The sequence below is a fragment of the Hymenobacter sp. BT18 genome, assembly GCF_012273015.1.
In the GTDB taxonomy this organism is placed as follows: Bacteria; Bacteroidota; Bacteroidia; order Cytophagales; family Hymenobacteraceae; genus Hymenobacter; species Hymenobacter lutimineralis.
This window is the reverse complement of sequence record NZ_CP050954.1, coordinates 705,084-717,949: the sequence shown is the minus strand read 5'-3', so window position 1 is coordinate 717,949 and position 12,866 is coordinate 705,084. Positions and strand designations below refer to the sequence as shown.

11 protein-coding genes and 1 riboswitch are annotated in these 12,866 nt (G+C 62.2%); of the genes, 8 read left to right on the top strand and 3 right to left on the bottom strand.

All coding sequences use genetic code 11. The annotated features are described in order from the left end of the window. Nucleotides 1-34: 34 nt before the first annotated feature. Nucleotides 35-946, bottom strand: a complete 912-nt coding sequence (locus tag HER32_RS03035; protein ID WP_168680431.1) for an alpha/beta hydrolase — start codon at nucleotides 944-946, stop codon at nucleotides 35-37. A 351-nt stretch (nucleotides 947-1,297) separates the two neighbouring features. Between HER32_RS03035 and HER32_RS03030 the strand changes: the two genes are divergently transcribed. The 7 genes from HER32_RS03030 (at nucleotide 1,298) to HER32_RS03000 (ending at nucleotide 8,416) form a co-directional block, all read left to right on the top strand. Next, nucleotides 1,298-1,567 (top strand): hypothetical protein, encoded by a 270-nt coding sequence (locus tag HER32_RS03030; RefSeq protein ID WP_149069147.1) that lies wholly within the window; start codon nucleotides 1,298-1,300, stop codon nucleotides 1,565-1,567. Nucleotides 1,568-1,584: 17 nt separating this feature from the next. Further along, complete coding sequence (locus HER32_RS03025) at nucleotides 1,585-1,926, top strand: hypothetical protein (protein WP_168680429.1); 342 nt, start codon at nucleotides 1,585-1,587, stop codon at nucleotides 1,924-1,926. 29 nt (nucleotides 1,927-1,955) lie between these two features. Then, nucleotides 1,956-2,231 (top strand): hypothetical protein, encoded by a 276-nt coding sequence (locus HER32_RS03020; protein ID WP_149069149.1) that lies wholly within the window; start codon nucleotides 1,956-1,958, stop codon nucleotides 2,229-2,231. Nucleotides 2,232-2,424: 193 nt separating this feature from the next. Next, nucleotides 2,425-2,961, top strand: a complete 537-nt coding sequence (locus HER32_RS03015; protein ID WP_168680427.1) for a YfiT family bacillithiol transferase — start codon at nucleotides 2,425-2,427, stop codon at nucleotides 2,959-2,961. 229 nt (nucleotides 2,962-3,190) lie between these two features. Further along, a complete protein-coding gene (locus HER32_RS03010) occupies nucleotides 3,191-4,921 on the top strand; it encodes a T9SS type A sorting domain-containing protein (RefSeq protein ID WP_168680425.1) in 1,731 nt (576 codons plus the stop codon). 216 nt (nucleotides 4,922-5,137) lie between these two features. Next, nucleotides 5,138-6,745, top strand: coding sequence for a protein adenylyltransferase SelO (locus HER32_RS03005; RefSeq protein WP_168680422.1), 1,608 nt, complete (start codon nucleotides 5,138-5,140; stop codon nucleotides 6,743-6,745). A 162-nt stretch (nucleotides 6,746-6,907) separates the two neighbouring features. Beyond that, nucleotides 6,908-8,416 (top strand): NCS1 family nucleobase:cation symporter-1, encoded by a 1,509-nt coding sequence (locus tag HER32_RS03000; RefSeq protein ID WP_149069153.1) that lies wholly within the window; start codon nucleotides 6,908-6,910, stop codon nucleotides 8,414-8,416. 94 nt (nucleotides 8,417-8,510) lie between these two features. On the opposite strand, the gene HER32_RS02995 is transcribed toward HER32_RS03000, so the two are convergent. Beyond that, on the bottom strand, nucleotides 8,511-9,794 hold the full coding sequence (locus tag HER32_RS02995; protein ID WP_168680420.1) for a homoserine dehydrogenase: 1,284 nt from the start codon (nucleotides 9,792-9,794) through the stop codon (nucleotides 8,511-8,513). A gap of 157 nt (nucleotides 9,795-9,951) precedes the next feature. After that, nucleotides 9,952-11,154: a trans-sulfuration enzyme family protein gene (locus HER32_RS02990; protein ID WP_168680418.1), complete on the bottom strand. Its 1,203-nt coding sequence runs from the start codon at nucleotides 11,152-11,154 to the stop codon at nucleotides 9,952-9,954. 140 nt (nucleotides 11,155-11,294) lie between these two features. Further along, a riboswitch (SAM riboswitch) is annotated at nucleotides 11,295-11,409 on the bottom strand. Nucleotides 11,410-11,544: 135 nt separating this feature from the next. Between HER32_RS02990 and HER32_RS02985 the strand changes: the two genes are divergently transcribed. After that, on the top strand, nucleotides 11,545-12,861 hold the full coding sequence (locus tag HER32_RS02985) for a leucine-rich repeat-containing protein kinase family protein (RefSeq protein ID WP_168680416.1): 1,317 nt from the start codon (nucleotides 11,545-11,547) through the stop codon (nucleotides 12,859-12,861). Nucleotides 12,862-12,866 lie beyond the last annotated feature (5 nt).

The window sequence follows — 12,866 nt, the reverse complement described above, 5'->3', positions numbered from 1 at the left end:
ATATGCAGTCGGGGGCAAGGGCAGGGTAGGGCGGCTAGTGGCCTGCCCCGGCCGGCGCGGCTGACGTAGGCGGAAGGCCCACAAACTCCTTGAGCTGCTGGTAGATAATGTTGCGCGGCCAGTATAGCTGCAGTACCATGGCCGCGTGCTTTTTGCCGGGCAGCACGGTAAAGCGCGGTGCCTGCCCCAGGTCCCGCAGCCGCTGGCAGAACTCCTCGCTGCTGCTGCGGATGGAAGGATAGGTCTTGCCGCCCACAAATACCAGGAAGGGCGGGCTCTGGCGGGTGAGATGATAGTACGGCGACACCTGCTGCCACACGCGGGCATCGGGGCCGAAGGGCACCAGGTAAGCGGCGTCGCCGGGGTATTGTTGCTTTTGCAGGTAAGTATACATGTTCAGCCCGGCCGCATCATCAAGCACCACGCCCCGAACAGGGTTGTGCGGCTGGCCCAGGCGGGCAAACAGCGCGTTGTCGGTGGCTAGCAGGGCCGCCAGGCCCCCGCCCGCCGAGTGACCCAGCAGGAAAATGCGGGCCGGGTCGCCGCCATATTCCCGGATGTGCTGCTCGGTCCAGCGCACCGCCCGGGCGCAGTCGAAGGCCATGGCCGGCACCTGCACCTGCGGGGAAAGGCGGTAGTTGACAACCACGGCTACCAGGCCCTGCCGGGCCAGCCGCCGCCCGATGAAGGCGTAAAAATCCTTGCTGCCGCTGTTCCAGCTGCCACCATGAATAAAGATCACTACCGGCCGGGGCGCCGTGCCCTTGCGCGGGCTATACACATCCAGGCGGTGGCGCTCCGCGTCGAAGTCGGGGGCGGCCGCGGCCACATAGGGCAAGTCGGCGGTGCGGAGGCTGGCGCGCGCCGTGGCGTATTCGTGGGCTGCCAAAAGCAGCACGGGGGTGAGCAGCAGCACGGCGCCGCAAAGCCAGGGAGAAAACTTCATAACAGGAAAAAACAACCCCAAAGCGGGCGACTTCTATACGCCGCCGCCGGGCTTTCTGGTTTGCCTCCCGCCCCTGCCAAAAATACTTCGGGCGGAATACTGCCCCCAGAGGCAGCAAAGGCACTGCCGGGGGGAATCTGGCCGGACGCACTAGGAAAGGGGCTTGAAAAACAGCTATTTGCATGGGCTTGTGACGCCTCGGCTGGCGTAATCGGTGAGAAGTCGAACTGAACTTAACGGCCGCCGTACTGCTTGTTGATGGTGCTGGCCTGCCAGTGCTACCGGCGTTTTCTCCGCCGCCCTCTTTTCCGCCCTGCCTGTCGGCGGTGCGCCCTCCTACGGGCTTCCCTTATGTCTTCCTACTACCAGCCATCGGCCGAGCTGCTGCGGGCCTTTGGCTTCAAACAATTCACGGCTCCGCCCGGTCAGGCGCGGTATAGCCGCCCCAGCGACTGTGGTCAGGAAACCATTGTGCTGTACGAAGATTTAGAAATCACCCTGCTGGAGGCTGTAAACGGGCAGCTGCTGTACAGCTTTCAGGGGCGCCTGGCCTCCGAAGCCGAATTCCGGGTGCTGCTGCGGCAAGTAAACTGGCCGGCGGAGGTTATTACCACGTCCTAATTCCTTTTCTGTTTTTCATGACCGATTCTTACCTGCGAAGCCTTGGCTTTGTCTCAACTGAACCCGAGCGTACGTCCAGCCAACTACCCTTCGCCGCTGCCTGGCGCTACCAGCAGCAGCACCTGGCGCAGGATGGTACTGCCTTGTATATCGAGCATCCTTACGGCATCGACAGCTGCCGCCTGAGCACGCTCATTGCCCCGCTCGACCAGCAGGACGTGCTTACCACGCTGGCGCTAACCGACCGGGCTGGGCTGGAAGGAGCCATCCAACATTTTTACGCCGCCCACGGGGGCATTGGCCCGCTGGCGCCGGTGTTTGTGCCCCACCTGTTCCGGCCCTACCGTCGCGCCCAGTAGGCGCCTCGTTTTACCTTCTGCCCCAACTCATGGATCAAGACCTGCAACTCAGCCTGGCCAACAATGCCAAAGAATGGCTGGCCCTTTCCTTATCAATTTCCTCGGCCGAAAAAGAGGCGTTTGGCAAAGTCCACGATGGGTTCTTCACCACCTACGGGGCCAACTTCATGGCCCATGTGTACCGCCTCACCATCGAGCGGGCCATGCAGAGCATGCCCGAAACCGAGCGAACCAAGCTCATTATGGTGTTGCGCGAAACGATGGAACAGGCCATTGATGAGCATTACTCCACCAGGTCGTCTTAGCCGTATTGGCGGGCAAGACCTTTCTACTTGAAGCTTTTCAGGGCTCCGGCAGTTGTCGGGGCCCTGTTTGTTTTTAGCCCGTTGCGCTGGGGCAATGCACCTTCGGGAAATGGAAAAAAAACAGGTTTGTCTTCACGTTAATTTTTGGGCTGACATGGGCCGCCGGCACAGTTCGCAGTTTATGTTTGGGCCTATGGAAAGCAACCTTATCGACCTACAGTATCCTATTGGCCGGCCCGTGCTGCCGGAGGGCCCGCTCACCGCTGCGCAGCGGGCCGGCTACATCAACCAGCTGGCGGCGCTGCCCGCGGCCCTAACGGCGGCCGCCCGGGCCGCCGGGGGCGTGCGGCTGGAAAACCCGTACCGCCCGGGCGGCTGGACGGGCCGTCAGGTAGTGCACCACGTAGCCGATGTACACCTGAATTTCTACCTTCGCTTTCGGCTGGCCCTCACGGAAGAGCACCCCACCATTCGCCCCTTCGACATGAATGCCTGGGCCGCTTTGCCCGACAATGACGCCACGCCCATAACGGTTTCCCTGGCCCTGTTGGAAGCTCTGCATTCGCGCTGGGTTACCCTGCTCTGGCACCTCACGGCCGAGCAGTGGCGGCGCACGTTCTTTCACCCCTTGTACCAGCAAACCTATACCCTCGACCAGGCCCTAGTGCAGTATGCCTGGCATGGCCAGCACCACTTGGCTCACCTGCACCTGCTTCGCCCGGTAGAATAGGGGGCTGCTCAGCCGGGCGAAGGGTAGCTAGGTACCAGTCGCAAAACCAGCAAGTGAATTTTCCCGGCTCTACAAGCAAATCGGGCCATACAGCGCCTTTGAGTAGGAGCCAGGATGTATATTTGTGGATCTGTGCTCATGCTGCGCAAGCGGGAAAAGACATATTTTCTTGTTTTTGGCCCGGCTTACTTCGGTCCACCTATTCACCTATAGTATTGTGCTCTACCGCATGAATTATCCTCGTCTCACGGCCGCACTGGCTTGCTGTTGGGCCCTGCTGGCCACGCCGGTTTTTGGCCAGTGGTCTGCTGATATTGACCAGAACATGCTGGTGCGGGACGTGATTGACCGGACTGAGGCCAACCCGCGGGTGGCAGCCATAGCGGCCGGTGGTACCTACATAGCGTGGTGGGAGGCCGATGCCAACCGGAAGTTCTGGCTGCACCTGCAGCGCCTCAACGCCCAGGGACGGCCGCAGTGGGGCAAGGAAGGCGTGACCATCAGTCCTGCTCCGGCCGGAAATTTTACCACTAACTATGATCTGCAGACGGATGCTGCGGGCAACGCCCTGCTCGTGTATCCGGCGGCGGCCGTGCATACCAGTACTTCGCACCTGCTGGTGCAGAAAATCAACCCGGCCGGCGACCTGCTGTGGGGCCCGGCCGGCGCTTCCCTGTTTGATACCGCGCCGGCCACCGGGGGCACCAATCCGCACTTGGCCATCACGCCCGCTCAGGAGGTAGTAGTGGCTTGGATGACCTACGTACCCACCGCCGACCCTACCGGCTCGTATATCTGCCTGCAAAAGCTCTCCACTGATGGTAAGCCCCAGTGGGCGGAGCCGACGCGTCTTAAGGCCCCCAGCCTGGGCAACCTGTTACCCAGCCACCTGCTGGCCGCCGGCCCCGATGAAGGAGTGCTCATCACGTACCGGCGCTTTGTAAAAGGCCCTAATAGCTACCTGATTTACATGCAGCGGATAGCGGCCAATGGGGCGCTGGAATGGGCAGCGCCCACGCAGATAACAACTGCTGGGGATGGTATCCTGGGCGGTCGGCCCCTAGCTGTGAGCGACGGCGACGGTGGGGCCTTTGTGGCCGTGCAGGCCGCCGGCGGACCCGATAAGCTGCGACTAGGCGTATATGTGCAGCACGTAACCAAAACCGGGGCGCAGTGGAATACTACGGGCGTGGCCGCAGCACCTGGAGTGGCCAGCACCCTGCAGACCCAATTTGCCAAAATCCAGTACAACGCCACTCAGCAGGCCGTGTGGGTAGCCTATGAGGTATTCGACCCCTATGCTCCTTCTCAAGCGCTGGCCCTGCAGAAGCTGCAAGCCGCCGACGGTACCCGCCTGCTCGGCGAAGCTGGTTTCACCCTGATACCCCAGCAAACGGTAAAACCCAACCTGCTCGGCTTCAACGACACGGGCCATGACTTGGTACTGGCCTTGCACATGCAGCGCTTCGTAGGGGAAGCAGGGGCTATGGCTGCCCTGCGCCTGACGTACGAAGGCCAAGCACGCTGGGCCGATAGCCCCCGCCTGCTTACGACGGCTGCCACCATTAAGTCCTCTGCCGTAACCACGCTGCTGGCCGATGAGTCGCTGGCTATGGTCTGGGAAGATTATCGGCAGGGAATGGGCGTCTATGCCCAGAACATTCTGGCCGACGGCACCCTGGGCAATACAGTTACGGCCGCCACTGCGCTGGCTGCACGGGGCCGGCTGGAACTGTTTCCGAACCCGGCCGCCGCGCCCGCGCTGCACTGGCCGCAGGCGGGGCGGCAGCCCGTTGTAATTCGGGTAGTAGACGCGGTGGGGCGCACGGTGAAGCAGGAAACGTTGAGTGCCACCGCCACGTCGTGGGTGCTGTGGGCGCCGGAGCTGCCGGCCGGCACCTACATTGTGCACGCCACGATAGCGGGGCAGCCATACACCGTGCGCTGGCTGAAAAACTAGTCGCTGTGAAAATCAGTAACTGCCTGCTTGAAACGATTATAGTCTGGGGGTACGCTTGAAACCTGCTGCTTAAGCGCCTTGTGCCAATACGCCGCAACCCGGCTGTAGGAACATTGTTGGCGGCAAGACACGTAGGTAGCAGCAGCCTCCGTTAGCCCCATCCGCCGGGTGCCCCGCCGTAAATTTGGTTTTCGGGTTTTCCAGCTACTCTCGTATATGACAACATCAGCCCCTCAGTCCCTGGAGCATGCCACCTTTCAGAACTCCTTCGTGGAGGAAATGAACGGCGACACCACTTTCGATAACACCCCCCGCCAGGTGCCCGGCTACCACTACTCCCGCGTGGTGCCCACCCCCGTAGCCGACCCGCGCCTGCTGGCTTGGTCGGAGGAGCTGGCTGCCGAGCTGGGGCTGCGCCGCCCGCCCGAGCAGGGAGCGGCCGTGGAGGTACTGGCGGGCAACCGCGTGCTGGAATCGATGAAGCCCTTTGCGGCGCGCTACGGGGGGCACCAGTTTGGCAGCTGGGCCGGACAGCTCGGCGACGGGCGCGCTATTTCCCTGGGTGAGGTGCAGGCCCCGGACGCGCGTAGCTGGGAAATCCAACTTAAAGGCGCAGGACCTACCCCGTACTCGCGCCGCGCCGATGGCCGCGCCGTGCTGCGCTCCTCCATTCGGGAGTTTCTGTGCAGCGAAGCTATGCACCACCTGGGCGTGCCTACCACCCGGGCCCTGAGCCTGGTAGCCACCGGCGACCTGGTGGTGCGTGACATGTTTTACAACGGCAATGCCCGCCCCGAGCCGGGGGCCATTGTGGCCAGGGTAGCGCCCACCTTCGTGCGCTTCGGCAATTTCCAGCTGCTGGCCGCCACGGGCGAAATCGACAACCTGCGCCGCCTGGCCGACTACGTTATCCGGCGGTATTTCCCGGCCCTGGGCGAGCCTAGCCCTGAGGTGTATGAGCGCTGGTTTGCGGAGGTGTGCCAGCGTACGGCCGTGCTTATGGCGCACTGGATGTCGGTGGGGTTTGTGCACGGGGTGATGAACACCGACAACATGTCCATTCTGGGCTTGACCATTGACTACGGACCCTACGGCTGGCTGGAACCCTACGAACCTGGCTGGACGCCCAACACCACCGACTTCGCCACCCACCGCTACGCCTTCGGGCAACAGCCGCGCATTGGCCTCTGGAACCTGATGGCCCTGGCCCAGGCCCTCACGCCCCTGGTACCCGACCCTTTGGCGTTGCGCCCACACCTGGACGAGTATGTGGCCACGTTCACCGCCAAGCGCCAGGAGATGCTGCGCCGCAAGCTGGGCCTTACCGCTGCTGCCGCTTCCGACGATACCCCACTGCTCGATGCGCTACTGGAAGCCCTGGCCGCGGCGCAAGTCGATATGACGATTTTTTTCCGGCACCTTTCGCACAGCACCTATGGTCTGTTGGCGCAGCAAGCCGAGGAAGGTGCTACGTGGACCGCGTTACTCGCTACCGCCGCCTACCCCGAGTCGCCCGCGGCGGGCCTGGACCAGCTGCGGCAGTGGCTGGAGCAGTATGGGCAGCGCGTGCGCCAGGAAACAGCTGACGCCGAAACCATTCGGAACGGAATGCTGGCGGCCAATCCTAAGTACGTACTGCGCAACTACCTGGCCCAGCAGGCCATTGAGGCCGCCGAGGCCGGCGACCTGTCGGGAGTACACCGCTTGCTGCACGTGCTCAAAACGCCCTTTGATGAGCAGCCTGAGCACGAGGAGCTGGCCGCCAAGCGCCCGGAATGGGCCCGCGAAAAGCCCGGCAGCGCCACGCTCTCCTGCAGCTCCTGAGGCGGGGCGAGGTCCGTGACGCGCGGGAGTTGCCCCGCGCTTACACCTATCCACGAGCAGTAGCATGTTTTGGTCGATACCCCACCGGCCTTAGCGCCTGCTACTTGCGTAACGTGCTTTCTCTGCTTTACTTACGGAGTAAACCTGTCAAGGCGCTGCTCTATGCAAGTACTAGCTACCTCCGTAAACGACCAGCCCAGCGCCGGCCTCACCAGCTCCGACCTGGCCCCCGTGCCCGCCGCCGCCCGCACCTGGACCAGCGCCAACTACGCTGCCCTCTGGATCAGCATGAGCTTGTGCATTCCGACCTACATGCTGGCTAGCTCCCTTATTGAGGGCGGCATGAACTGGTGGCAGGCCCTGCTCACCATTTTCCTGGGCAACACGGTGGTGCTGGTGCCCATGCTGCTCAACGGGCACGCCGGGGCGAAGTATGGTATTCCGTTCCCGGTTTTTGCGCGGGCGTCGTTTGGGGTGCGTGGCGCCAACGTGCCGGCGCTGTTGCGCGCCATTATTGCCTGCGGCTGGTTTGGTATTCAGACCTGGATTGGGGGCTACGCCCTGTATCAGATGGCCGTACTATGGGTGCCGGGGCTGGCCACGCTGCCCGCCGTGTTTCCTGATTCCTGGGGGCTGGCCACGGGGCCGGCCATTACCTTTTTTTTGTTTTGGCTGCTGAACATGTACGTGGTGTACCTGGGCGTCGACAGCATCAAGAAGCTGCTGGTGTTCAAGGCATTTTTCCTGCCGGTAGCGGCAGCGGCGCTGCTGTGGTGGGCCATTTCAGCCGGGAAAGGCCTGGGGCCGATTCTCGCGCAGCCGGCCAAATTTGCCACGTCGGCCGAGTTTTGGGCGTTCTTCTTTCCCTCGCTCACGGGCATGGTGGGTTTCTGGGCCACGCTTTCCCTCAACATTCCTGATTTCACCCGCTACGCCATCAGCCAGCGGGCCCAGGTGCTGGGTCAGGCCCTGGGGTTGCCTTCGTCGATGACGCTATTTTCCTTTGTGGGCGTGGTTGTCACGTCGGCCACGTTCGTCATTTACGGGCAAACCATCTGGGACCCGGTGGTGCTGGCTGGTAAGTTCGATAGTAAAGTGCTGGTGAGCGTAGCCATGCTGGCCGTGGCGTTATCGACGCTGGCTACCAACATTGCCGCCAACATCGTCAGCCCCGCCAACGACTTCGCCAACTTCGCCCCCGAGAAAATATCCTTCACCACGGGCGGCTACATCACCGGCGTCATCGGCCTGCTCATCTTTCCCTGGAAGCTTATTGCCGACCCCTCCGGCTACATTTTTACCTGGCTAGTAGGCTACTCCGCGCTGCTGGGGCCCATCGGCGGCATCATGATTGCCGATTACTACCTGCTGCGCCACCAGCAGCTCCACGTGCCCGACCTCTACCAGTACCAGGGCCGCTACACTTACCAAAATGGTATCAACTACGCCGCCATGCTGGCCTTAGGCATTGGTATTCTGCCCAACATCCCGGGCTTTCTGCAGGCAGTGGGGGCTTTGCCGGCGGGTACCGTGTGGCCTTGGCTGGCGGCCGTGTACAACTACGCCTGGTTTGTGGGGTTCTTGCTGGCCGGTGGCCTCTACGTGCTGCTCATGCGCCCCCAAACCCGCATGGCTGTAGTGCCTCCGCTGGTTTCTCCGGAGGTGGCCTAAAACTGAAAGGGGTTTAGTAGTAGCCTCCTCAAACCAGAACGCCCTGCCAGGTACTACCTGGCAGGGCGTTCTGGTTGAACAGGAAAATTGGAGACTACAGCGGACTCACCGCTTCATCGGTTGCCCATGCGGCCCGCACGACGGGACCGGTTTCCGACGCAGGTGCTGTTGTCACGGCCCGCAACGGCGTTGGCAGCCGCACGATGCTGATGCCCGGCAGCCGCAGCCACGCGGCCTGCGCCAGTTGATCCAGCCCAATGGTGCCCGTGAGGTAGTATCCCAACTCCTGGGAATGGAAATATTCGTGAATGGCGCTGAAATCGGCGCGGTCGGGGGCGTGTTCGGCGCCGAAGGTCACCAGCACATCAGCTTCGGCATCCGTCGGCGTGAGGGCCAGGGTGCTTTCTTGGTGGAGCTTCTTATACTCATAACGGTAGCCGTAGGTCAGGGCCGATAGGTCGCTGAGGACTGCCGAGGCGGTCGGTACAGCACCGGCGCCTTTGCCCAGAAAAAACTGCCGGTCGGCGAAGTTGCTTTGGGTGATGAGGCCGTTGTACTCGTCCTGCACGCGGGCCAGCTCGTGCTCGGGGCGCACCAGGGTAGGCAGCACGGCCGCGGCCACGCCCCCGTTGGGCAGGCGGCGGGCTTCGGCCACCAGCTTCAGCACCAGGCCTTTTTCGCGGGCGTAGCTGCTGGCTAGGTCACTGATGCCCGTGATGCCCACGGCCAGAATGTCCTCGGGCCGGGCCACCAGCCCAAAGGCGTGGGCCAGCAGCAGCACCAGCTTATTACGGGCGTCGAGGCCTTCCACATCGAGGGCAGGGTTGCTCTCGGCGAAGCCCAGCTCCTGAGCCTTGCGCAGGGCCGCCGCGAAGGTCAGCGCATCGCGGTGCATGGCCGTGAGAATGTAGTTGGTGGAGCCGTTGATAATGCCTTCCACCGCTTCCAGCAGGTCGGTATCGTAGTACTCCTCCAGGTTGCGGATAACGGGCAGGGAGGCGCAGGCGGCGGCTTCGTACAGCAGGGGCATGTTGGTTTCGCGCTGCAGCTCAATGAGCTCCTGCAGGTGCTCGGCCAGCATTTTCTTGTTGGCCGTCACCACGGCTTTGCCCCGGCGCAGGGCCCCGGTCACAATGCGGTAGGCCTCGTCGGCGTCGTCAATCAGCTCCACAATGACGTTGAGCGTGGGGTCGTCCAAGACTTCGTCGCGGTCAAAGGTGAACAGCTCGGCGGGCAGGTTGCGGGATTTGGTGCGGTCCTTCACCCCAATGCGGCCAATGCGGGCCCGCAAACCGGGAGTGCGTTCCAGTACCGTGTGCAAGCCTTGGCCTACCACCCCAAAACCAAACAGCCCGATGCGGATGTCGTTACGATTCATAATGCTTGTGCAAATGCAAAAAAGGCGTCACTCTGCTGTTGCCCGTCAGGCTGAGGGAAGTCGAAGCATCTTCACCGCTTCGTTGCAGTGGAATTCAGACGAAGCGGTGAAGATGCTTCGGCTCCCCTCAGCATGACTATGTAAAGTCTTTATAGCCCTACGCCAGCTGGGCTTCGGCTTCGCGCACGGCCTCCTTTAGGCTTTCCTTGGCTTCGCTCAGGCGGTCCAGGGCTTGGGCCAGGTCGGCAATTAGGTCTTCGGCATCTTCCAAGCCCACGCTCAAGCGAATCAGGCTGTCGGCAACACCGGCGGCGCGGCGCTGGGCCACGGGCGTGGACTTATGCGTCATGGTAGCTGGGTGGCAAAGCAGGCTCTTGGCACCGCCCAGGCTTTCGGCCAGGTGGAAATACTTGGTGCCCGTTACCACCTGGGTAGCGGCTTCCTGGGTGTCGTCTTCGAGCACAAGGGCAATGATGCCGCCGAAACCGTTGGGCTGCTGCTTTTTGGCTACCGCGTGGTTGGGGTGCTCTTCCAGGCCGGGGTAATATACGGCCCGCACTTCGGGGCGCGTCTGGAGGAACTGGGCCACTTTCAGGGCCGTGCTACAGTGACGCTCAATGCGCAGCGGCAGCGTTTCCAGCCCCCGAATCACGAGGAAGGAGTCAAACGGCCCCAGGATACCACCCGAAGCGTTCTGGATGAATTTCAGCTGCAGGCCGATTTCCTCGGTGGCTGCTACTACAACGCCGGCAATCAGGTCAGAGTGGCCGCCCAGGTACTTGGTAGCGCTGTGGACCACAATATCAGCTCCCAGCTTGATGGGCTGCTGCAGCACGGGCGAGGCAAAGGTGTTGTCTACGCACAGCCAGGCGCCGTGGGCGTGGGCAATGTCGGCAATAGCGGCAATGTCCGATACTTTCAGGGTAGGGTTGGAGGGCGACTCCAGCCACACCAGCTTGGTTTTTTCGGTGAGGGCGGCGGCTACCTGCGCGGGGTCGGTGGTGTCGCAGTACACGATGTCGATGCCGAAGCGGCGGTACACGTGCTCGAACAGGCGGAAGGCCCCACCGTACAGGTCGTCGATGGCTACGATCTGGTCGCCGGCCGAGAGCAGCTTCACCACTGCATCAATGGCGGCCAGGCCTGAGGCGAAAGCGTAGCCGGAGTGGCCATACTCAAGGGTGGCCAGGATATTTTCGAGGGCGCGGCGCGTGGGGTTGCCGGTGCGGGCGTAGTCGTAGCCCTTGTTTACCCCAGGGGCCTCCTGCACGAAGGTCGAGGTCTGATAAATCGGCACGGAGATGGCGCCGGTGAGCTCATCAACGGGAATGGACTGGAGGAGGCGAGTGGCAGATTGCATGGGGTTGGCCGTTTTGTGGTTAGACGAAAACGCACCTTGTTGCCCAGACACTTATGCAAGATTTCTTACCGAAAGAGCATAAAAAAAGCCCTCCCGACAAGTCAGAAGAGCAAGACCGCTGCAGACGGTAGGCATCTTTTAACTTATCTTCTTCCGCGCCGACCGAAGCCGACTCAGAACAGGATTTAGCACCTGGTATTTCTACTGGTTGCTAAGGCATCACAGGGCCTGTCCCTCCGCCTTTCTTGATAAGTGCTCCGTGGCATGGAGCGCAGGGCAAATGTACAACCGGATTTTTTTCGCGCAAATTTTTTTGAAAATTTTTGAAGAGGGCAGAAAAATAGCCTGCCCGGCCAAACGCAGCCAGCGCAAACCCCGACCTTTGCCCGCATGCACACCCTGGAGCAACTGCGCCGCGGCGACCTGGCCGGCACTACCCGCCTCGATCTGGCAGAAGGCCTCACGGAGTTCCCGCGCGAAATCCTTGACCTGGCCGACTCGCTGGAAATCCTCAACCTTTCCGGCAACGCCCTCCGCAGCCTGCCCCCCGACCTGGGCCGCCTGCGCAAGCTGCGCATCCTTTTCTGCTCCGATAACCAGTTTACCGAGGTGCCCGAGGTGCTGGGGCAATGCCCGGAATTGGAAATGGTGGGCTTCAAGGCCAACCAGATCCGGACGCTGCCCGCCGCCGCGCTGCCGCCCAAGCTGCGCTGGCTGATTCTGACTGACAACCAACTCACGGCGCTACCGCCCGAAATTGGCCGGTGCGGGCAGCTGCAAAAGCTCATGCTCGCCGGTAACCACCTCACCGCGCTGCCAACCGAAATGGCGGCCTGCACGGCCCTGGAGCTGCTGCGCATTTCAGCCAACCGCCTAGTGGAGCTGCCAACCTGGCTGCTCACCCTGCCCCGCCTGAGCTGGCTGGCCTACGCGGGTAACCCGCTCAGTGAACAAGCCGAAGCCACGGCGCTGGCGCAGCAGCCTATTCCGGAAATCCGTTGGGAAGAAATGGCGGTGCAACAGCAGTTGGGCGAGGGCGCGTCTGGGGTGATTTACCGGGCGGAGTGGCAGAAGCCTACGGACCGTAAGGCGGTAGCCGTAAAACTGTTCAAGGGCGCCGTAACCAGTGACGGATTGCCGCACAGCGAAATGGTGGCTTGCATCAGCGCCGGCCCGCACGCGGGGTTGATACCCGTGCTGGGGCAGGTAGCTGGCCAACCGCAGCAAGCCGAGGGCCTGGTATTGGAGCTGATAGCGCCCGAATTTTCCATTCTGGCCGGGCCGCCCAGCTTTACGACCTGCACCCGTGACGTATACCCAGCCTCCGCTGCCTGGAGCCTGGAAACGGCAGTGCGGATAGGGGAGCGGGTAGCTTCGGTGGCCGCCCAGCTCCATGCCCGCGGTATCCTGCATGGTGACCTGTACGCCCACAATATCCTGATGACGACTACGGGCGAAGCCTTGCTGACGGACTTTGGGGCGGCCAGTTTTACCAGGGGCCAGGACGCTGCGCAGGCCGAAGCCCTACAGCAACTGGAGGTGCGGGCCTTTGGCTGCCTGTTGGAGGAACTGCTGACGCATTGCCCGGCGAGCCAGAAAGATGAACGCCTAACGACCCTATGGGCGCTGCAGCAGCAATGTGCCCGGCCTGTAGTAGCCGAGCGGCCGTCTTTTGCGGAAATAGCCCGGCTGCTGCAGAAGATATAAAGCCG

Bases quoted from the DNA above. Each gene is read 5' to 3' on its own strand.
- HER32_RS03020 (WP_149069149.1), top strand. From the start codon at position 1,956: ATGGATCAAGACCTGCAACTCAGCCTGGCCAACAATGCCAAAGAATGG.
- HER32_RS03035 (WP_168680431.1), bottom strand. From the start codon at position 946: ATGAAGTTTTCTCCCTGGCTTTGCGGCGCCGTGCTGCTGCTCACCCCC.
- HER32_RS03030 (WP_149069147.1), top strand. From the start codon at position 1,298: ATGTCTTCCTACTACCAGCCATCGGCCGAGCTGCTGCGGGCCTTTGGC.
- HER32_RS02995 (WP_168680420.1), bottom strand. From the start codon at position 9,794: ATGAATCGTAACGACATCCGCATCGGGCTGTTTGGTTTTGGGGTGGTA.
- HER32_RS03005 (WP_168680422.1), top strand. From the start codon at position 5,138: ATGACAACATCAGCCCCTCAGTCCCTGGAGCATGCCACCTTTCAGAAC.
- HER32_RS03000 (WP_149069153.1), top strand. From the start codon at position 6,908: ATGCAAGTACTAGCTACCTCCGTAAACGACCAGCCCAGCGCCGGCCTC.
- HER32_RS03015 (WP_168680427.1), top strand. From the start codon at position 2,425: ATGGAAAGCAACCTTATCGACCTACAGTATCCTATTGGCCGGCCCGTG.
- HER32_RS03025 (WP_168680429.1), top strand. From the start codon at position 1,585: ATGACCGATTCTTACCTGCGAAGCCTTGGCTTTGTCTCAACTGAACCC.
- HER32_RS03010 (WP_168680425.1), top strand. From the start codon at position 3,191: ATGAATTATCCTCGTCTCACGGCCGCACTGGCTTGCTGTTGGGCCCTG.
- HER32_RS02985 (WP_168680416.1), top strand. From the start codon at position 11,545: ATGCACACCCTGGAGCAACTGCGCCGCGGCGACCTGGCCGGCACTACC.
- HER32_RS02990 (WP_168680418.1), bottom strand. From the start codon at position 11,154: ATGCAATCTGCCACTCGCCTCCTCCAGTCCATTCCCGTTGATGAGCTC.